Here is a 19,636-nt window from a genome sequence, read left to right as displayed (position 1 = left end):
CTGCTCGTTGCTAGGGCGGCGATTCTGGAAATCGAAGTCGCCGGCCTTGTAGCACTCCAAGGCTTCGACCACATCTGTCTCGGCCTCGAAGAAGTCCAGCGCGAGATCTATGCGCGTGAGCTTTCCGTCCAGTTCGCGGATGTAGCTCTCTATGCGCTGCTCCCACCCTGGAAGGGCGAAGGTGCATCCGGCGCCGGAGATGTTGACGCAGACCGTCCCGCGCTGCCGGTCATTGCCGGCGGAGGCATAGCCCATCTCCACACCATCGCCATTTGTGATGAGCACGGTGTGCTGGTAGAAGTCGCGCCCCTTCCGGGTGTCTCCAACACTGAAGCCCATCAGCGCAGCGACTTCGCCAGCAACGGCGCGTGCGAAGTGCTCGGCCGTGAGGCCCTGATACGTGCCGGTCCGGAGATGAACAGCCTTTGCTTCGAGGAAGGTGAAGCGGAGCCAGTCCACGACGACACCTTGATGCTGGCCAGCGGCGAGCTGCCGTTCCGCGCAGAGCACCTTGAGGCGACGGCCTTCCAGGACGAGGCGTTCAGACTTGGTGTCGCTCATCGCGCGTTCCCCGCTCCGCTCTTCTCATTCCCCGTGTTACCCGCGGGGGGAGCCTTGCGGCTTGCCGGCACCGCGCTGCGCTCCTCGCTGACGCTGCGGTGCTTCGCGCGGCTGCCGACCAGCCGTGCGACTGCGACCATTGGCGACGAGGAAAGCTCAGGCCAGAAGTCCAGTTGGCGCTGCGGACGAACAGATCCAGCGGCCTTCACAGCACGAACTCCTGCGCCCGTTCTGCGGCCTTCAGGCGTACGGCTTCAACGTTGATGAACACGCGCTTGCCAACCGTGACCTGAGGCCAGTAGCCGCGCTCGGCCTGAGCAACCAGCACGCCGAGAGGAAGGCCAATGGCAAGCGCGAACGCTTCCCGGGTCATCACTGGCACGACAAAGGCGTGCGGCTGTGCAGAGCTTTCGAACGAACCCATAATCGCTACCCCTAAGCCCCTTCGACTCAATCAAAGTCCACAGGGCTACACTTCATCCGTTATGGCTAAATTTTAGCCGTTTTGGACATTCTACAGTCGGAGGTAGCTGTGTCAAGCAACGAAGTTGGCATCTCGGCGCGGGTGCGCGAAGTGATCGAGGCGAAGACAGCAGAAAAAGGACGCGTCAAAGAACTTGAGGCGCTGACGGGCATCGCGGCTAGCAGCTGGAAGAACTTTTTGAATGGGCAACAAAAAGCGACCATTGCCATGGCTGAAAAAGTCTCTCAGGCCTTTCCTGAAATGGCCTTCTGGATTGCCACAGGAATTAGCGATGACCAATATGGTCACGTAACGCCGAAGTGGAGTTCAAAGCATTACGCAGGAAGCAGAAAAACAAAGGCAAGTTCAACCTACTTTGAAGAGGCATTAAAGCCTCCGCCCGAGGAGCTTGAAAACGTTCAGACTGCGCTGCAAGCGCTGGATGGCCTAGGCCTGTTAAAGGTCGGCCAGGGCGATCCAATGCCGGCATCAGAAAGATCTTCACTTCTGAAAGCATTCCGCTGGATGCACATATTCCTAGATGAATACATATTGAATCTTGGAATAGAGACCTCCATTTCCGCCTTCAATGAAATGAGAAGCGAGGCGCAGAGGATGAAAGGGAGCGCAATAGATCTAAATGAAACAGAGGCGTATGAAGCCTTGCAGGCGCACTTTGCAGAAAAGAAGGCAGAAATCGAGAAATTAGCAGGAAGACTCAACCGGGAACTAGAAGAGCGAATGAAGCAGATAAACATCACCAAAGATAATGGCGATCACAAAAAGTAATGGCGGCTGGCTAGTCGATGTGCAGCCCGGCGGGCGAGGAGGGAAGCGCTTTCGCAAGACGTTCAAGACGCAGGCGGAGGCCAAGGCCTATGAGGCCTGGCTGACAACTCAGGTCAACCAGGACGCCAAATGGCAACCCGAACGCCGTGACACTCGACGCCTCTCTTCATTGGTCGAGCTGTGGTTCACTCATCACGGCTCGGGGCTTTCAGCTGGCCATGACATGCACCGCCGCCTAAAGGCAATGGTGGAGGCAATGGGTGATCCAGTTGCCGACCGCTTCAAGGTCGAAATGTTCGCCACGTATCGCACGGCACGCATGGAGGCGGGCATCACAGCCAGCAACATGAACCGAGAACATGCCTACCTGCGAGCAATGTTCAACGAGCTGGTGAGACTCGGTCACTGGACAAAGGACAACCCGCTCGCCAATCTGCGCCAGTTCCGGGTCCAGCAGACCGAACTGAGCTATCTCACGGATGCGCAGATCGCGTTACTTCTCGCCGCGCTGAAGAGCTCCCGAAATCCGCACGTGCTGCTGATCAGCAAAATCTGCCTCTCAACTGGGGCCCGGTGGAGCGAAGCCGAGGAATTGCGTGAGAGCCAGGTGCGAAATGGTCTCATCGAGTACGCCCGAACGAAATCCGGCAAGACACGCGCCGTGCCTATCAGCGACGAGCTGGAGCGCGAAATCCTTGAACATGCCAAGGTCCACGGCAGCATTGGCCGAATCTTCGGCTACGCGATTTCAGCGTTTCGAGAGGGGGTCGAGCGAGCAGGCCTGGAACTTCCAGATGGCCAGATGACTCATGTGCTAAGGCACACCTTCGCAAGCCACTTCATGATGAACGGCGGCAACATCCTCACGCTGCAGCGCATCCTTGGCCACGCCAACGTCACGATGACGATGCGCTACTCACACCTATCGCCAGAACACCTCCAAGAAGCGAAGGCATTGAACCCGTTGGCGCGGTTGACACTTGGTTGACACCACAAAGAAAAACGGGCTACGCCGCTAAGCGTAACCCGTTGATTTCTTTCGCGAATTCTGGTGGCCAAGGGCGGAATCGAACCACCGACACGCGGATTTTCAATCCGCTGCTCTACCAACTGAGCTACTTGGCCATCTTTGCTTCCTTGACCACCCTGTCTTGCAACACAGCGATCAGCGAAGACCATGACTATAACACTAAATTTGGCTGTTGCGCTTATTTCTTGAAAGATCGACGCCCAGCTGCTTCAGCTTGCGGTACAGGTGGGTGCGCTCCAGGCCGGTCTTCTCGGCCACGCGGGTCATGGAGCCGTTCTCCTTGGCCAGATGGAACTCGAAGTAGCTCTTCTCGAAGGCGTCGCGCGCCTCGCGCAAGGGGCGGTCCAGCTCGAACAGCTGCTCGGAAGCCAGGGCCTGCACAGGCGCAATGGCCGGGGCGACACTGTGGCCGCCGTGGCTCATCACCGCACTATGCGCATGCAAGGGCAGCTCAGGCCGCACAGCGTAGCTGGGCAGGCCAGGTGGCGGCGCAACCGGGCGAGGCGCCGTCTTCACCAGGGCCTGCTCCACGGCTCGCAGCAGCTTCTGCAGGGTGATGGGCTTTTCCAGGAAAGCAATGGCGCCGAACTTGGTGGCCTCCACCGCGGTGTCGATGGTGCCGTGGCCGCTCATCATGATCACGGGCATGGTCAGCTGGCCGCTGCTGCCCCACTCCTTGAGCAGGGTGACGCCATCGACGTCAGGCATCCAGATGTCCAGCAGCACGAGATCGGGCCGCATGCGCTCGCGAACGGCGCGCGCCTGACCGGCGTTCTCGGCCAGTTCGATGGTGTGACCTTCGTCGGTCAGGATTTCAGACAACAGGGCCCGGATGCCCAGTTCGTCGTCAACAACAAGAATGGTTGCCATGTATGCCTACTGTTCACGCGGCCCCGGGAGCTTCGCTCGGCTCGGCCGGGCTCGGTGCAGTCGCGAGTTTTGAAAATGATAACGAAACTTGGGCGCCGTTCGGCGGCAAGGACTCGTCGCCGTCAGGATGCAGATTGCTGAGGCGGATACGCGCCCCATGCTCATCGGCGATCTTCTTGACCACGGCAAGTCCCAGGCCCGTGCCCTTGGACTTGGTGGTCACGTAGGGTTCGAAGGCTCTCTTGAGCACCTTCTCCGCAAAGCCGGGACCGTTGTCCGAGATCACGAGGCGCAAGCCACGCAGCTCGCCAGTGTCGCCGACGGATTTGAGCGTGCGTACCCGAACATGCCCTTGCTCTCGGTCAGCAACCGCGTCCAGCGCGTTCTGCACGAGGTTGTGGATGACCTGGCGCAGCTGGGTGGCATCCCCCACGATCAGGGGGAGTTCGGGGCTCAGCTCGGCATGCAGGCGGCCGGCCTCCTGCGCCGAGACGTAGAGCAGCAGCACCTCGCCAACCAGGGCGTTGAGGTCCAGGGGCTTGAGCTGGGCGGCGGGCAGGCGGGCGTAGTCGCGGAACTCGTTGACCAGCTGCTTCATGGCCTGCACCTGGTTGACGATGGTGCCCACCGAACGCACCAGCATGGCCTGGTCCGGACCTTCCAGCTTGGCCTCGAGCTTGTGCTGCAGGCGCTCGGCAGAGAGCTGGATGGGCGTCAGCGGGTTCTTGATCTCGTGGGCCAGGCGCCGCGCCACCTCGCTCCAGGCGGCCGAGCGCTGGGCCGACACCACCTCGGAGATGTCGTCGAACACGATCAGGCGCTCGCCCTCGGGCAGGCTGGCGCCGCGCACCAGCAAGTTCAACGCCTCCGCATTGCCGGGCAGCTTGAGCTCGAAGCTGTCCTGCCAGGTGCCGTCGTTGTCCACGCTGCTGGCGAAGCGCTGGGCCACCTCCGCCGCGAAGTCCTGCAGCTCGGGCACGGCCTCCATGCGCTGGCCCTGGTAGGCCGACAGCGGCAGGCGCAGGATGCGGGTGGCGCCAGGGTTGATGGTGTCCATGCCGCCGCGGGCGTCGAAGCCGATCACGCCGGCGGTGAGGTTGTCCAGGATGGTCTGCAGATGGGTGCGGGCACTCTCCAGCTGGGTCACGCTCTGCTCGACCATGTGGCGGGCATCGGCCAGCTGCTGTGTCATGTCGGCAAAGCTGCGGGTCAGGCCGCCCAGCTCGTCGCGCGAGGCGATGGTGGGCTTGGCGGTGAGGTCGCCCTGGGCCACCTGGCGCATGCCGTCGGCCAGCAGCAGCAGAGGCTGGGCGAGTTGGTCGCCCAGTGTCACAGCCAGCAGCAGGGCCGCGAACACGGCCAGGATCAGCACCAGGGTCAGGGTGCCGAGGTAGATGCGGCGCATGCCATCGCGCTCCAGAGAGCGCTGCTGGTACTCGACGTTGGCGTTCTGCACGGCCAGGGCATTGGCCAGCACCGAGCCGGGCAGGCCCTGCACCACCATCAGGTAGCGATCGCTGGCGCCCAGGCTGAAGTCATTGCTGGGCACCAGGGCCAGGGCGCGGATGCGGGCCTGGCCCTCCAGCGCCTTGGCCTCGTCCTCCAGGCCTTCGATCTTGCTGATCACGCCCTGGCGCCGGGCATCGCGCAGCAGGTTGCTGCTGGTGCGGCTGAGGGTCAGCGCGGGGTTCTCGGCGCCCCCCACCACGACCAGGGGCTGGCCGTTGGCGCCCAGCAGGCTCACCGAGCGGGCTGAGAGCTGGTCCCGCAAGCGCTCCAGGGCCAGGGTCATGGGCGTGCCGCCCTGCTCGCCCAAGCGCTCGGCGGCGCTGCGGGTCTTGCTGCCCAGCTCGTTGACCAGGCCGTCCAGCGTGCCCTGGCCCAGCTTGAGGCCGGACTCCAGCGCGCTGGCCAGGCGCACGTCGAACCAGCTCTCGATGGAGCGGTTCACGAACTGGTAGGACACGGTGTAGATCAGCACACCAGGCACCACGCCCACCAGGGCGAAGATGCCGGCCAGCTTGAGCAACAGGCGGCTGCCGAACTTGCCGCGGCGCACCCGCAGCACCAGGCGCACGCCGGCGCTGATGATGACGGTGGCCAGCACGCCGGCCACGCCGATGTTCAGCCCCAGAAGCCACTCGTAGTGCCGCTCGAAGAAGCCGCGCTCGGCGGTCGCGCCGATGGACAGCAGAAAGGCCAGCAAGCCGCTCGCCCCGGCAACGGCCAGCAGCGAGACCAGCCAGGCCCAGCGTCTCACGCGGCTCATTGGGGCACCCTTCGCACTGCGTGCTGTCCCGCCAGGCGGGAATGAACGCCTTCGGGCGGCCGTGCGGCGCGCACTTGGGGCACCCTTCGCACTGCGTGCTGTCCCGCCAGGCGGGAATGAACGCCTTCGGGCGGCCGTGCGGCGCGCACTTGGGGCACCCTTCGCACTGCGTGCTGTCCCGCCAGGCGGGAATGAGCGCCTTCGGGCGGCCGTGCGGCGCGCACTTGGGGCACCCTTCGCACTGCGTGCTGTCCCGCCAGGCGGGAATGAACGCCTTCGGGCGGCCGTGCGGCGCTCATGGCTGCAGCCGGGCGCTGAAGTCAGGCGCGAGATTGAGCTTGTGCTCCACGCTCAAACCCCAGCCCTGGGGTGCGCCCAGGCCGATCTGCATGGGGCGGGGCAGCTGGGAGGTGTCCAGCTTGTAGCTGAACTCGAGGTAGTACTTGCCGTCTTCGTCGATGTCGCGCGGCTCGGCGATGCGCCAGCCGGAGACGCCCCGCATGAAGGCCAGGGCCTCGGGCAGGCTGTCGAAGTTCTGGTGCAGGCCTTCGGTGGTCACCCGGTACTGGCGGGTCAGGGGCTGCCAGACCAGACGCCAGCTGCGGGCCGCCCGGGCCGCCCGGGCGTCGCGCCAGTACCAGCGGCCGCGCATGACGTTGACTTCGGCCTGGAAGTAGACGGGCAGGCCCTTCAGCAGGGCCTCCTCGACCGGCTTGGTCAGCTCGAAGCGGGCGCTGAAGCTCAGCAGCAGGCCCTCGTCCGTGCGCTCGGTGCGCAGGTCGGTGAGGTGAATGCCCTCCGCCCGAGCTGTCGACACCGCTCCCATCAGCAGGGCCAGCGTCAACAGCAGCCCCACCACCCACCGCAGGCCCCGCTGCCCCCAGGCCACGGCGCGGCCCAGGCCCTTGGCAGACCAGGCACAGCGCAGCAGACATGGCGCCTCGGGCGCCAGGGGGGCGAGAACCATCAGCGGGTGGAAGCAGGCGATTTCAGGAGCAGGGCATAGAAGAAGCCGTCCAGCGGAACAGCCTGCCCGGCCGCGTCTTGGGCGCCATTGTCAGGCACGGGCAGCAGATGACCCGTGAGCCCTGCGCACTCCACGGCCCCGGCATCGGGCTGGCGTTGCAAAAACGCGTCGACCTGGTCCTGGCCCTCGGCCTTGAAGAGCGAGCAGGTGGCGTAGACCATGCGCCCGCCCGGCTTGAGCAGGGGCCACAGGGCATCCAGCAGCTCGGCCTGGATGCGGGCCAGTTGAGCGATGTCCTCGGGGCGACGCAGCCAGCGCACGTCCGGATGGCGGCGCACGATGCCGGAGGCGCTGCAGGGGGCGTCCAGCAGGATGGCGTCGAAGGAGCGGCCGTCCCACCACTGCGCGGTCTGGCGGGCGTCCACGGCGCGGACCTGGGCCTGCAACTGCAGGCGGCGCAGGTTGCCTTCCACGCGGGCGAGGCGCTCGGGGTCGGCATCCAGGGCCAGGAGGTCCAGGGCCTGGAGCTCCAGCAGGTGCGCGGTCTTGCCCCCGGGCGCGGAGCAGGCGTCCAGCACCCGGGCGCCGGGCGGCAGGGCCGGCAGGGCCAGGTCTTGCCCCTGCGGTGTGCGCGCCTGCAGCGCGGCCACGGTCAGCGGGGCGGCGATCTGGGCGGCGGCATCCTGCACCGAGACAGCCCCATGCTCGAAGCCCGGGAGGGCCGCCACAGGCTGGGGACGGTCCAGCAGCAGAGCCTGCGGCAGGCGGTCGCCCAGCAGGCGCGAGGCCATGCCCTGCTCCGCCAGCCGCGCCTGGTAGGCCGCGGCACTGCCCTGGCGGGCGTTGGCGCGCAGGGTCATGGGCGGTCGGCTGTTGTTGGCAGCGAGGATGCCCTGCCAGTGCTGGGGCCAGTCCTGGCGGACGCGGTCTATCCACCACTGTGGATGGTTGTGGTGCGCCACCGGATCGCGCTGCAGGCCCTGCACCAGGGCCTCGCGCTCGCGCAGGAAGCGGCGCAGCACGGCGTTGACGAAGCCCGCGCTGGGGGCAGCGCGCTGGCGCATGGCGCGCACGGCCTGGTCGACCACGGTGTGGGCGGCATAGGGCGGGTCGTCCGACGGCCACAGCAGGGCCAGGGCGCACAGCAGCAGGTTCTCGACCTTGGGCGGCGGCGCCTTGGGCGCCAGCTGGCGGCGCAGGGCCTGGGCAGCGCCGAGCTGGCGCAGTACCTGGAAACTCAGGGCCTGGGTGCCTGGACGCAGCTCGCGCGGGCAGCGGGCCAGCACATCGGTGAGCGAACGCCCCTGGCGCACGGCCTGGACGGCGTCCGCGGCCTGCAGCAGGAGACGCTGCAGGGGGATGCCGGCAGCGGAGGGAGAGGAGGTTTCTGACACAGGGGCAGTGTAAGTGCGGGCCTCGGGCCAGGCTTAGGCGGGCGTGAAGCAGGCGGCGGGCGCTTGTCCGGTCAAGGTCTGGGGCCAAGTGCGCACCTCACACGCCCGATTCATTCAAAAGGGCCACAATCCGCGCCATAGAAGAACCGAGAGGCCCCCATGCCTGGCAAGACCGCCCCCCTCCCCGCCCTCAGCGCCGACGAGCTGGCCGCCCTGCCCGCCTCAGAGCGCGTGCGCTACCGGCTGCTCGCCGCCGACTGCCGTCACCACGCCAATGACAACATCGCCGACTTCATCGAGGCCGGTGAGCTCGACGAGATCCAGGCCGAGGTCCAGCAGCAGCTGCAAGGCGTGCTGCGCGCCCTGGTGATCGACACCGACAGCGACCACAACACCCAGGAGACCGCCAAGCGCGTCGCCAAGATGTTCGTGCGCGAGGTCTTCAAGGGCCGCTACGTGCAGGCCCCGGACGTCACCGAGTTCCCCAACATCACACGGCTCAACGAGCTGATGATCGTGGGCCCCATCACCGTGCGCTCGGCCTGCTCGCACCACCTGTGCCCCATCGTCGGCCGGGTGTGGATCGGCCTGCTGCCCAATGAGCATTCCAACCTGATCGGCCTGTCCAAGTACGCGCGGCTCACCGACTGGATCATGAGCCGTCCCCAGATCCAGGAAGAGGCCGTGACCATGCTGGCCAACGAGCTGCAGGAGCGTGTGCAGCCGGACGGCCTGGGCATCGTGATGGAGGCCGACCATTTCTGCATGCACTGGCGCGGCGTCAAGGACAGCGAGTCCATGATGACCAACAGCGTGATGCGCGGCGCCTTCCTCAAGGACCCCAATCTGCGCCGCGAGTTCCTCTCCCTGCTCAGCAAGAAGTAATCCCACCCCAGGAGCCAGCCATGCTCGTCCGTCTTCTCTACGCCAGCCGTGCCGCCGAAGGCACCAAGGAGGCCCAGCTGGCCGCCATCCTCAAGCAGTCCCGCGAGCACAACCCGCCCGAGGGCATCACCGGCCTGCTGTGCCTCAGCGACGGCGTCTTCATCCAGGTGCTGGAGGGCGCCCGCGATGCCGTCAACGCGCGCTACAAGGCCATCGTGCAGGACCCGCGCCACCACGACGTCATCCTGCTGAGCTATGAAGAGATCGACGAGCGCCGCTTCGCCGGCTGGAGCATGGGCCAGGTCAACCTGCACCGGCTCAACCCCGCCCTGGTCCTCAAGTACAGCGAGACCACTCGCCTGAATCCCTATGCCATGCGCGGCCAGGCCCTGATGGCCCTGTTCCAGGAGCTGGTGAGCTCGGGCGTGATCGAGTGCAGCTGATCAGCCGCGCCGCCTGATCACAGCGAGCGCGCCTCGCCAAAGCCGAAGAAGCTGGCCAGCAGCCGCGTGGGGAACTGCTGCACTGCTTCGTTGTAGACGCCCACCGCCTGGTTGAAAAGCTGGCGGGCGAAGGCGCGCTGGCGCTCCACCATCTTCAGCTCGTCCACCAGGACGAAGACCTCCGGATGTTCGGCCAGGGCGCCATGGTGCTCGACCAGGGACATCAGCCGCGTCAGCGCCGCCGCATGCACCGCCGCGGCCACGGCCAGGGCAGCCACCGGGTCGGCCGCATAGGGCCTGGCGCGCACCGCATTGGCGGCGGTCTGGGCCTCCCCCTGCGCGTTCTCCAGCGCGTCGAAGGTGGCCTGCTCGTTCTGCAGCAGGGGGCGCAATTGCTCCAACAGGCGGGCGCAGAGCTGGGCCCGCTGCACCAGCAGACCGTCCAGCTGGGCATAGGCCGTGCCGATGGCATTGCGCAAACGCATCATGCGGTTGTAGCCCCCCACGCCCCAGAAGAAGAGCATGGCGGCCAGCAGCCAGGGGGTCCAGGACCAGGAGCTCATCCAGGACATCATGCGCCAGCGCGCCCCTGGACCCGATAGCCCTCGTAACCCTGGGCCCGCAGCTCGCAGGCCGGGCAGCTGCCGCAGCCGTAGCCCCAGACATGGCGCTGCTGGCGCTCGCCCAGGTAGCAGGTGTGGGTGTGCTCGATCACGAGCTCGTTCAGGGCCGCGCCGCCCAGTTGCTCGGTCAGGGCCCAGGTCTGGGCCTTGGTGATGAACATCAGTGGCGTCTCGATGGTCATGGGCTGGTCCAGGCCCAGGCTCAGGGCCACCTGCAGGGCCTTGAGGGTGTTGTCGCGGCAGTCGGGGTAGCCGGAGTAGTCCGTTTCGCACATGCCGCCCACCAGCACCGAGGCGCCACGGCGGTAGGCCAGGGTGGCAGCGAAGCTCAGGAAGAGCAGGTTGCGCCCCGGCACGAAGGTGTTGGGCAGGCCGTTGGCCTGCATCTCGATGGCGCGGGATTCAGTCAGCGCGGTGTCGGAGATCTGGCCCAGCAGGGCGAGGTCCAGCACATGGTCCTCGCCCAGCTTTGCGCCCCAGGCGGGGAACTGGGCGGCGAGCTCGCGGCGCACGGTCTGGCGGCAGTCCAGCTCGATGCGGTGGCGCTGGCCGTAGTCGAAGCCCAGGGTCTCGACCTGTGCGTAGCGCTCCAGGGCCCAGGCCAGGCAGGCGGTGGAGTCCTGGCCGCCGGAGAACAGCACCAGGGCCTTGCGGGTGGAATTGGCTTGCGGAGGAAGACTCATGGGCCGCAGTGTGCCATTGCCAGGTGTCACGGCGTCCCGGGAGCCCTCTCCACGGCGGCCGGCAGCGGGCCGGCGGTGTTAGGCTGAAGGCCCCATCGAAAGCCTCTCAGCCATGCCACAAGCGACACCCCTGCTGTCCCTCCTCACCCTGGCCGGCCTGGCCCTGCAGGCCCAGGCGGCCGACACCCTGCGCCAAGTCACCCTGCACCCCCAGGGCGCCACCATCGAGCGGGCCCTGACCCTGGCGCCCAATGCCCGCGAGGCGCGCTTCAGCTGCCTCAGCCCCGAGCTGGTCGCCGACTCCCTCCAGCTGCTGCCCGCCCCGGACATGGGCGTGGGCGAGATCCGCCTGGAGCTCAAACCCGCCGAGCTGCTGCCTGAATGCGACCGCGGCAGCAAGGTGCGCGAGCTGGAGCAGCAGTCGAGGCAACTGCAGGCGGAGTCGGAGGCCCTGGCCGTCTCGCTCAATTTCCTCAAGCAGCTGACCGGCAAGGAGCTGCCGCCCGGCGCCAAGCTCTCGGAGACCCTGGAGACCCTGCGCCGCCAGACCCTGGACCAGTTGCAGCGCCAGCAGGCGCACAAGGAGCGCATGGAGTCCCTGGACCGCCAACTGGCCCAGGCCCGCGAGCAGGAGGGCGACCAGCGCCAGTACCAGGTGCTGAGCGTGCCCGTGGACACCCTCCAGGGCGGCGAGCTGCGCCTGCGCTACCGCAGCGAGCAGGCCGGCTGGACGCCGCTCTACCGTGCGCGCCTGGACACGGCCACGGGCCAACTGAACCTGGAGCGCCGGGCCGAGGTCTCGCAGCAGACGGGTGAGGACTGGAGCAATGTGAGCCTGCGCCTGAGCACCGAGCTGGGCCGGCCGCAGGGCGGCCCGGGCTATCTGTCACCCTGGCTGCTGGACATCCGCCCCAAGCAGGAGCCCAACCACGTCTATGAAACCAGGCCTGTGCCCATGGCGGCACCAGCCCCCATGGCCAAGGCCGAGTCCGTGGCCGTGTCCGGCTCGCGCGTGCGCACCGACTTCCGGCCCGAGGTCTTCGTTGGCGAGTTCGCCAGCGAGTACGCCATCCCGACCCGCCAACGCCTGCTGAGCGGCGCGCGCCCGCTGCAGCTCTCGCTGGGCAAGGAGGCGGTGGACACCACGGTCTACAGCCGCGTCCAGCCCCAGGTCGACAGTGCCGCCTTCCTGATCGCCGAGCTGGCCCGTCCCGCCGGCAGCTGGCCGCGCGGCAAGCTGCAGCTGTACCGGGACGGCCTGCTGGTCGGCGAATCGCAGCTCTTCTTCAGCGGCGAGCAAAAGGTGGACTGGGTCTTCGGCCGTGACGACCGCCTGCGGGTGCGCCGCCTGCCCGAGCGCCTGGAGGGGGCGAACGCCGGCCTGATCAGCCAGCGCCAGGAGCGCCAGGTGGAACGGGTCTACGAGGTGGAGAGCCGCGCCGACAAGCCCCTGCCCCTGCTGGTGCTGGAAGCCAGCCCGGTGAGCCAGCACGCGGACATCCGCATCGAGGCCCAGCTCAGTCCCGAGCCCCAGGCCGGCGACTGGCGCGAGCAGCGCGGCATCCGTGCCTGGCGCCAGACCCTCGCGCCCAGGCAGACGCAGCGCTTCACGGCCCGCTACAAGCTGTCGGCCCCGGCCGATGCGCAGGTGACGGGCTGGCGCTGAGCCGGCCGCCGGCTCAGCGCTTCCCGGCGGCCTTCTCGCTGCAGCGCTGCAGGTTGAAGCGGGCGGCGCGCAAGAGCGGCAGCAGGTTGTCGTGGTCGGTCGGCGCGGTCTCGCGGAAGACCTGCAGCTGCTGGTCATCGGCCACCGGGCGCGAGAGCGCCACGCAGGCCGCGAAATCGCCCAGGTGATAGGCGGCCACGGCGCGGTCATTGTTCAGCGCGTAGGACTCCGTCCAGTGCATGAACACCCCGCAGGAGCGCTCCAGTTCGGCCCAGCGGCTGGCGGCCTCGGCATGGCGGCCGGCCTTGTAGGCCTGCAGCCCCTGGGCCTGGCGGGCATGACGCTGCTCGTCTTCGCAGCCCTGCGGCATGGGGTGGTAGACCCCGTCGAAGCTGGCCCGGGCGCCGCAGAACATGCGGCAGGCCTGGTCCATGGACGGCGAGGCCGGCAGCACCTCCAGCCGCCCGCCCGGCAAGGGCTTGAACTGCAGCTTGCAGCCTTCGCCTGCGTCTCCCACAGAGCCCTGGCGCGCGCCGTCCAGCACGCAGCTGTGGCCGTTGCTGCCAGTGGCCAGCAGCTCGAAGCGATCGCCCTGCAGGCTCAGATGTCCCCAGCCTGCCTGCGTGACATAGATCGAGGCGGACGGCGCCGACTGGGCGCACAGGGGCAGGACCAGGGCGGCCGCCAGCGTCAGCGCGAGACGGAAGGTGAACGGGCGATGAGCAGTCATGGCCGGACAAGGGATGGAGAGGCGAGGACCATAACACGCTGGCTGCGCACCCTGCCCACCCATGCAGGCCGGCTGTTTCAAGCAGCGCCCTTCAGCCCCGCACCTCGCCCTGCCCCAGCACGATCCACTTCATCGAGGTGAGCCCCTCCAGGCCCACCGGGCCGCGGGCGTGGAACTTGTCGGTGGAGATGCCGATCTCGGCGCCCAGGCCGTACTCGAAGCCATCAGCGAAGCGGGTGCTGGCATTGACCATCACGCTGGCGGAATCGACCTCGCGCAGGAAGCGCATGGCGTTGGGGTGGTTCGTCGTGAGGATGGCGTCGGTGTGGTGCGAGCCATGGCGGTTGATGTGGGCCATGGCCTCGTCCAGGCTGTCCACCACCTTGATGCTGATGACGGGGGCGAGGTACTCGGTGCTCCAGTCGGCCTCGGACGCCGCCGCCAGCGTGGCGCCCGGCACGGCCTGCAGTGCGGCCAGGCTGCGCGGGCAGCCGCGCATCTCCACGCCCTTGGCCGCGAACACGGCGCCGATGCGGGGCAGGAAGGCCGCCGCCTGCGCCGCATGCACCAGCAGGGACTCGGTGGCGTTGCAGGGGCTGTACTTCTGGGTCTTGGCGTTGTCGACCACACGCAGGGCCAGGTCCAGGTCCACCTCGGCGTCCACATAGCAGTGGCAGTTGCCGTCGAGGTGCTTGATGACGGGCACGCGGGCCTCGGCAGCGATGCGCTCGATCAGGCCCTTGCCGCCGCGCGGGATGATCACATCCACGAAGTCCGGCATGGCGATCAGGCGGCCCACGGCGGCGCGGTCGGTGGTGCCGACGAGCTGCACGGCGCTGCCCGGCAGCCCAGCTTCATCCAGGCTCTGGGCCACCAGCGCGGCCAGGGCCTGGTTGGAGTGGAAAGCCTCAGAGCCGCCGCGCAGCAGACAGGCATTGCCGCTCTTGATGGCCAGGGAAGCCGCCTCGATGGTCACATTGGGCCGGCTCTCGTAGATCATGCCGAAGACGCCCAGGGGCACGCGCATCTGACCCACGCTGATGCCACTGGGGCGGCGCTTGACGCCGGTGATCTCGCCGATGGGGTCGGGCATGGCGGCGATCTGCTCGCAGCCCTCGGCCACAGTGGCGATCACGGCGGGCGTGAGGCGCAGGCGGTCCAGCATCGGTCCGGCCAGGCCGGCGGCCTCGGCGGCCTGCAGGTCGCGGGCATTGGCTGCTGCCAGGGCCGGGCCTGCCTCGCGCAGGCGGCGCGCCAGGGCCAGCAGGGCGGCGTTCTTGGCAGCCGTGGGGGCGGCGGCCATCTGACGGCTGGCGGCGCGCGCGGCGGCGCCCAGGGCGTCCATGTAGGCGGGAAGGTCCTGGGCGGGATCGGGCAGGGAAGCGAGCGAAACTGCGGTACTCATGCGCCCGATTCTCCGACAAGCGCCCCCGGCATGCCCCGCGAACGGCTTTCGCCGCTGGACAAGCCCTTCTTTCGACGCCGCGGTCTGCCCAGGTCCGCAAGAGCGGCACGGCGGGTTTTCGCCCTTGTCCCTAGGCTTCGCCCCACGATGAACGCGCCCGAGAAGCCCTCCTCCACCGAATCCCTGCGCCGCTGGCAGGCCCGCATGCAGCAGGTGCTGCGCCATGTGGACAGCCAGCCTGAGGCAGCCCTGGACCTCGGCGGCCTGGCCGCCCTGGCCCACAGCTCGCCCTTTCACTTCCACCGCCAGTTCGCCGCCCTGTGCGGCCTGCCCCTGGCCCGCTATGTGCAGCTTTCACGCATGCGCCGCGCGGGCCAGTGGCTGGCGCACCGGCCTGCCATGCCGGTGCTGGAGGTGGCCCTGGCCAGCGGCTACGAGAGCCCGGAGGCCTTCACCCGCGCCTTTCGTCGTCTGTTCGACAAGACCCCCAGCCAGTGGCGGCGCGACCCGCGCTCCGCGGCCTGGGCGGCCTGCGAGCGGCTTCTTCATCAAGCGGAGCAATGGCCCATGCATCACGATCCCTTCCAGCTCGACCAGGTGCGCCTGGCACAGACCCCTGACATCCCCGTGGCCCTGCTGGTTCACCGGGGGCCCATGCAAGACCTGGCCCCCAGCCTGCAGCGCTTCATCGCCTGGCGCAAGGAGCGCCAGCTGCCGCCGGCCAAGGCCGCCACCTACAACCTGCTCTACGACGACCCGGACTCGGTGCTGCCCGCCGACTGCCGCTTCGGCCTGGCCGTGGCCTGGGCGCAGCCGGTGCCGCCGAACCCGCAGGGCCTGGTCGCCGACCGCATCGAGGGCGGACTGCATGCGGTGCTGCGCCACGAGGGGCCGGATGCCAGCCTGGACCAGGCCATACGCTGGCTCTACGGCGTCTGGCTGCCCCAGAGCGGCTTGGAGCTGCGCGATGCGCCGTCCTTTCTGAAGCGCCTGCGCTTCTTCCCCGAGGTGCCGGCCCACGAGGCGCTGGTGGAGATCCACCTGCCCCTGCAGCCCGCCTGATCACAGCGCCCGTCGCATCCAGAGTTGGTGCAGGGGCATGCGCTGCAGGCCCAGGCGCTCCAGGGCCTGGCCGCCCACCGAAGGCCGCAGCAGCTGGGGCATGCGCCAATCCTGCCACTGCGGATGCTGCGCGGCCAGACTCTGCAGCAGGGCCTGTGCGTCGACCTGGCGGGGCGAACGGTCCACCAGAGCCCCGATCTGGAAGACGCCAGCATCGTCCGCCTTGGGCGCCCCCGTCAGCAGTGCCGATCCCCAAGCCCAGGCCCGCTGCCCCTGGGCGCTGGCCAGACCCAGGCGCGTCTGCTGCAGCGGCAGTGCCAGGCCGTGCGCCTCGGCCTCGTCCAGCCAGTGCAAGGCCTCTTCCCAGGCCAGCTTGCGCTGGGGCAGCGCCGGGCCGGCAGGCACCCTGCCGGTGTAGCCCTGCAGTGCGTCCTGCACTGCGAAGCCGTGGCGCTCATAAAGCCGGCATGCCCGCTCGTTCTGGGCAAAGACCTCCAGCTCCACGCGCCGGCAGCCGGCCTGGCGCGCACGCGCGAGGAAGTCCTGCAGCAGGGCCGGCGCCGCGCCGCTGCCCCGCGCAGCCGGCAGCGCGCCCATGGTGCCAAGACGCCAACTGGCCTGCAGCAGCCGAGGTGCTGTGAAGGCAAAGGCCAGGACGCGGCCCTCGCCATCCAGGGCGACGCGACTCAGGCCCAGGTCCACGCCCTGGCGCGACAGGAAGCCGGGCCAGGCCTCGTAGGGCAGCACGAAGGGACCGATCAGGTAGTCGGCAAAGGCAGCGCCGAAGGCCTGGTGCAGCGCCACGGACGGCAACTGCGTGGCGGGATGGATTTCAAGAGGCGTGGACATGGGGCAAGACCTGACACCCGCACAGGGCAAGGCGAAGCCCGCAGTACATCAGAGCAGCCGCAGGTGCACCAGTCCCGTCAGCCACAGCGGCGCGCTGCAGGCGAAGAGCAAGGTGCCCAGCACCACGGCAGCCGTGGTTTCGGCTTCCTCGCAGCGGTAACGCTGGGCAAAGATCAAGGCATTGGAGCCCGGTGGCAGCGCCGCCATCATCACGATCACCGCCAGCGGCAGCGCGGGCAGTTCCAGCACCCACAGGCCCAGGGCCAGCACCAGGCCCGGCAGCACCAGCAGCTTCCAGGCCAGCAGGCCCAGCACCGAGCGCCAGCGCGCCGGCCAGCCGTAGTAGGCCAGGGACATGCCGATCAGCGTCAGGCACAGCGGCACCACGGCCGTGCCCAGCATCTGCAGCACCTCGTCCAGGGCCTGGGGCAGGCGCCAGCCCGTGGCGTTCCAGAGCAGGCCAGCCAGCACCGGCAGCACCACCGGGTGGATGATGGTGTTGCGGGCCGTGGCCCGCATGGTGGCGCGCAGGCCTTGCGGGTTGTGGGCATGCGCGACGCGGGCGAGGTCCAGTTCCACCAGCAGAGTCAGCACGCTCAGCAGGGTCAGCGCATGCAGGCTCACCACGGTGATGTGGATGGCCAGGCCCTGCTCGCCGAACACCGCCGCCGCCAGCGGCACGCCCACCTGCAGGGTATTGCCGAAGCTGGCGGTGATGGCCCGCACGCTGGGGCTGGCCACCGCGCCCTGGCCGCGCCAGCGCAGCCAGGCATAGCAGGCCAGCATGCCCAGCACCACGGGCAGGAAGAAGCCCAGCAGCGTGGCCCAGGGCAGGTGGTGGAAGTCGATGCGGGCCGTGGTGCGGAACATCAGGGCCGGCACGAAGATGTAGAAGGCCGCGTTGGACAGCACCCGGGCCGGATCACCGCCCGTGCCGCCGGCGTCAAGCCCGCCCAGCCAGCGCATGCGGCCCACCAGCCAGCCGATGCCCACCGCCACCATGATGGCCAGCAGCTTGGCCAGGACGGTCTCGTTCATGGCCGGCAGTATCGTCCCTGCCGCATGGGCTTCAGGACTGCAGGGGCAGTTCCAGGTCGAACCAGAAGCGGCTGCCCGCGCCCGGCTCGCTGTGCACCTCGATGCGGCTGCCCATCAGGCGCACCAGTTGCTGGCTGATGGACAGGCCCAGGCCGGTGCCGCCGGTGCGGCGGGCGTCCTCGGCCACCTGCTCGAAGGGCTGGAACAGGCGGCTCACCTGAGCCTCGTTCATGCCAATGCCGGTGTCGCTGACCTCGATGCGCACCGTCGCGGTCGCGGGCGACTGCCCGACCAGCTCGGCCACCAGGCTCAGCCGGCCGTGGTCGGTGAACTTGACGGCATTGGACAGCAGGTTGAGCAGGACCTGACGCAGGCGCTGGCCGTCGACGCGCACGCGCAGCGGCAGGTTCTCGTCGATGCGGACCAGGAAGGCCAGGCGCTTCTCGGCCACGCGCAGGCGGATGGCGTCGCAGGCCACCTCCAGCAGGGCGCGCAGGTCCACGGTGGCGGGCTGCAGGCGCACCTTGCCGGCCTCGATGCTGGCCATGTCCAGCAGGTCGGTGATCAGGGCCAGCAGGTGCTCGCCGGAGTCGCGCACCAGGTTGATCTTGTTGCGCTGGGCGTCGTCCAGGCCCTCGTCCATCTGCAGCAGCTGCGCAAAGCCCAGGATGGCATTGAGCGGGGTGCGGAACTCGTGGCTCATGGTGGCCAGGAAGCGGCTCTTGGACTGATTGGCCGCCTCGGCGCGGATCTTGGCCTGGGACAGCTCCATGGTGCGGGCCTCGATCAGCTCCTCGAGGTGGTCGCGGTGGCGGGTCAGCTCCTGCTCGGCCAGGCGGCGCTGGGTGATGTCGCTGATCATGCCCTCGATGCGGGCCTCCTGCCCCTGGCTGCCGGGCACGATATGGGCGCTGAGCTCGATCCACAGCTGCCGTCCGTCGTGGGTGCCCACCAGCATGGGCACCTGCTGCAGCAGGCGGTGGCGCATCAGCGCACGCACCACGCGGCGCAGCTCGCCCGGCTCCAGGCGCACCAGGCGACGGAGATTGCGCGAGCTTGCCAGAGCCAGGGCGGGCCGCTCATAGCCCAGCATCTGGGCCATGGCCTTGTTGAGCCCCAGCAGGCGGCCGCGGCCGTCGGTCTGGAAGATGCCCTCGGTGGCGTTCTCGAAGAGGCTGCGATAGCGGGCCTCGCTGGCACGCAGGCCGTCGGAGGACTGGCGCAGCTGCTGGCTCATCCGGTTGAACTGTTCGGTCAGCTCGCCGAGTTCGTCCTGGCGCTCGACCTCCAGCATGACGCCCAGCTCGCCGTGCGAAACCCGCTGCGCCAGCGCGCCGAGCCGCGAGACCGGCTGCTTGACCAGGCGGTTGACCAGCCAGTAGCAAGAGGCCAGCACAGCCACGAGCACGGCTGCGAGCAGCATCACCACGAAGCGCCGCATCTCTGTCACCGCTGCGGCCACGCGCTCGCCGGTGAAGTGGAGCCGCGCCTGGCCCACCTTCACCGGCCGCTGCTGCGACACGGCCTGGTAGACCACGTCGAATTCCTTGACCAGAGGCGCAACCGCAGCGGCGGCGGCGTGGTCACGCTGGCGGCGCAAGGGCTGCACATCCACCCCCAACGCCTCCAGCTCGATGGCCTGCACCTCGGGATCGGCCATGACGGCGTCCAGCAGGTTGGAAATGGCCGCGATGTCCAGGTTCCAGATGGGGCCGGCGAAACCGCGCGCGGCGATCTGGGCCAGGCGCTCCTGGCGCTGCAGCAGGGCCTCGGTGAGCTGGCGCTCCTCGCGGCTGGTCCAGTAGGCGCCCACGGCCAGCACCAGCAGGGTGGCGACCGCACCCAGGCCCGCCATCAGGCGCGTCTGGATGCTCCAGTCCCTCAGCGGTGCCCTCATGCGACTCCTTGC

The 19,636-nt window shown here is 68.3% G+C and carries 18 protein-coding genes, 1 tRNA gene and 1 pseudogene; 6 read left to right on the top strand and 14 right to left on the bottom strand.

Annotation, left to right across the window (positions count from 1 at the left end; all coding sequences use genetic code 11):
- A pseudogene (locus tag ACS5PK_RS19175) lies at positions 1 to 561 on the bottom strand (replication initiation factor domain-containing protein); the annotation flags it as partial.
- Between the two features lie 205 nt (positions 562 to 766).
- Positions 767 to 985: a hypothetical protein gene (locus ACS5PK_RS19170; RefSeq protein WP_439441869.1), complete on the bottom strand. Its 219-nt coding sequence runs from the start codon at positions 983 to 985 to the stop codon at positions 767 to 769.
- 108 nt (positions 986 to 1,093) lie between these two features.
- Here ACS5PK_RS19170 and ACS5PK_RS19165 point away from each other — a divergent pair, with 108 nt between their 5' ends.
- Positions 1,094 to 1,813, top strand: a complete 720-nt coding sequence (locus ACS5PK_RS19165; protein WP_439441868.1) for a hypothetical protein — start codon at positions 1,094 to 1,096, stop codon at positions 1,811 to 1,813.
- The gene (locus ACS5PK_RS19160) at positions 1,794 to 2,801 is read left to right on the top strand and encodes a phage integrase (protein ID WP_439441867.1); all 1,008 of its coding nucleotides are present in this window, start codon (positions 1,794 to 1,796) and stop codon (positions 2,799 to 2,801) included. Before ACS5PK_RS19165 ends, ACS5PK_RS19160 begins: the two co-directional genes overlap by 20 nt.
- A gap of 61 nt (positions 2,802 to 2,862) precedes the next feature.
- On the opposite strand, the gene ACS5PK_RS19155 is transcribed toward ACS5PK_RS19160, so the two are convergent.
- From ACS5PK_RS19155 to rsmB, 5 genes are all read right to left on the bottom strand, one after another.
- Positions 2,863 to 2,938 (bottom strand) — tRNA-Phe (locus ACS5PK_RS19155).
- Positions 2,939 to 3,002: 64 nt separating this feature from the next.
- Positions 3,003 to 3,713, bottom strand: a complete 711-nt coding sequence (locus tag ACS5PK_RS19150) for a response regulator (protein WP_439441866.1) — start codon at positions 3,711 to 3,713, stop codon at positions 3,003 to 3,005.
- Positions 3,714 to 3,726: 13 nt separating this feature from the next.
- Complete coding sequence (locus tag ACS5PK_RS19145; protein WP_439441865.1) at positions 3,727 to 5,982, bottom strand: ATP-binding protein; 2,256 nt, start codon at positions 5,980 to 5,982, stop codon at positions 3,727 to 3,729.
- Positions 5,983 to 6,277: 295 nt separating this feature from the next.
- Positions 6,278 to 6,949 carry a DUF4390 domain-containing protein gene (locus tag ACS5PK_RS19140; RefSeq protein WP_439441864.1) on the bottom strand — a complete coding sequence of 224 codons (672 nt, stop codon included), beginning with the start codon at positions 6,947 to 6,949 and terminating at the stop codon, positions 6,278 to 6,280.
- Positions 6,949 to 8,343 carry a 16S rRNA (cytosine(967)-C(5))-methyltransferase RsmB gene (gene rsmB, locus ACS5PK_RS19135; protein ID WP_439441863.1) on the bottom strand — a complete coding sequence of 465 codons (1,395 nt, stop codon included), beginning with the start codon at positions 8,341 to 8,343 and terminating at the stop codon, positions 6,949 to 6,951. Before rsmB ends, ACS5PK_RS19140 begins: the two co-directional genes overlap by 1 nt.
- Before the next feature lie 159 nt (positions 8,344 to 8,502).
- Between rsmB and folE the strand changes: the two genes are divergently transcribed.
- The gene (folE, locus tag ACS5PK_RS19130; RefSeq protein ID WP_439441862.1) at positions 8,503 to 9,228 is read left to right on the top strand and encodes a GTP cyclohydrolase I; all 726 of its coding nucleotides are present in this window, start codon (positions 8,503 to 8,505) and stop codon (positions 9,226 to 9,228) included.
- Between the two features lie 20 nt (positions 9,229 to 9,248).
- Positions 9,249 to 9,671: a BLUF domain-containing protein gene (locus tag ACS5PK_RS19125; RefSeq protein ID WP_439441861.1), complete on the top strand. Its 423-nt coding sequence runs from the start codon at positions 9,249 to 9,251 to the stop codon at positions 9,669 to 9,671.
- A 17-nt stretch (positions 9,672 to 9,688) separates the two neighbouring features.
- Here ACS5PK_RS19125 and ACS5PK_RS19120 read toward each other — a convergent pair whose 3' ends face one another.
- Positions 9,689 to 10,234, bottom strand: a complete 546-nt coding sequence (locus tag ACS5PK_RS19120; RefSeq protein ID WP_439441860.1) for a LemA family protein — start codon at positions 10,232 to 10,234, stop codon at positions 9,689 to 9,691.
- A gap of 8 nt (positions 10,235 to 10,242) precedes the next feature.
- Positions 10,243 to 10,977, bottom strand: a complete 735-nt coding sequence (gene queC / locus ACS5PK_RS19115) for a 7-cyano-7-deazaguanine synthase QueC (protein WP_439441859.1) — start codon at positions 10,975 to 10,977, stop codon at positions 10,243 to 10,245.
- A gap of 112 nt (positions 10,978 to 11,089) precedes the next feature.
- Between queC and ACS5PK_RS19110 the strand changes: the two genes are divergently transcribed.
- Complete coding sequence (locus tag ACS5PK_RS19110) at positions 11,090 to 12,643, top strand: mucoidy inhibitor MuiA family protein (RefSeq protein ID WP_439441858.1); 1,554 nt, start codon at positions 11,090 to 11,092, stop codon at positions 12,641 to 12,643.
- Between the two features lie 13 nt (positions 12,644 to 12,656).
- On the opposite strand, the gene ACS5PK_RS19105 is transcribed toward ACS5PK_RS19110, so the two are convergent.
- Together ACS5PK_RS19105 and ACS5PK_RS19100 are read right to left on the bottom strand one after the other, a co-directional pair.
- A complete protein-coding gene (locus ACS5PK_RS19105; RefSeq protein WP_439441857.1) occupies positions 12,657 to 13,373 on the bottom strand; it encodes a hypothetical protein in 717 nt (238 codons plus the stop codon).
- A 91-nt stretch (positions 13,374 to 13,464) separates the two neighbouring features.
- Positions 13,465 to 14,718, bottom strand: a complete 1,254-nt coding sequence (locus ACS5PK_RS19100) for a glutamate-5-semialdehyde dehydrogenase (RefSeq protein ID WP_439441871.1) — start codon at positions 14,716 to 14,718, stop codon at positions 13,465 to 13,467.
- Between the two features lie 207 nt (positions 14,719 to 14,925).
- Between ACS5PK_RS19100 and ACS5PK_RS19095 the strand changes: the two genes are divergently transcribed.
- The gene (locus ACS5PK_RS19095) at positions 14,926 to 15,840 is read left to right on the top strand and encodes an AraC family transcriptional regulator (protein ID WP_439441856.1); all 915 of its coding nucleotides are present in this window, start codon (positions 14,926 to 14,928) and stop codon (positions 15,838 to 15,840) included.
- On the opposite strand, the gene ACS5PK_RS19090 is transcribed toward ACS5PK_RS19095, so the two are convergent.
- Genes ACS5PK_RS19090 through ACS5PK_RS19080 form a run of 3 tightly spaced genes read right to left on the bottom strand, consistent with a single transcriptional unit; the run spans position 15,841 to position 19,624 of the window.
- Positions 15,841 to 16,689 carry a GNAT family N-acetyltransferase gene (locus ACS5PK_RS19090; protein ID WP_439441855.1) on the bottom strand — a complete coding sequence of 283 codons (849 nt, stop codon included), beginning with the start codon at positions 16,687 to 16,689 and terminating at the stop codon, positions 15,841 to 15,843.
- A gap of 48 nt (positions 16,690 to 16,737) precedes the next feature.
- On the bottom strand, positions 16,738 to 17,727 hold the full coding sequence (locus ACS5PK_RS19085; RefSeq protein WP_439441854.1) for an AEC family transporter: 990 nt from the start codon (positions 17,725 to 17,727) through the stop codon (positions 16,738 to 16,740).
- 31 nt (positions 17,728 to 17,758) lie between these two features.
- A complete protein-coding gene (locus ACS5PK_RS19080; protein ID WP_439441853.1) occupies positions 17,759 to 19,624 on the bottom strand; it encodes an ATP-binding protein in 1,866 nt (621 codons plus the stop codon).
- Between the last annotated feature and the right edge of the window lie 12 nt (positions 19,625 to 19,636).

The organism is Roseateles sp. DB2 (genome assembly GCF_051857535.1).
Lineage (GTDB): Bacteria > Pseudomonadota > Gammaproteobacteria > Burkholderiales > Burkholderiaceae_C > Roseateles_B.
Note: the sequence above shows the minus strand (reverse complement) of the source record. Positions and strands in the feature narration are given on the sequence as shown.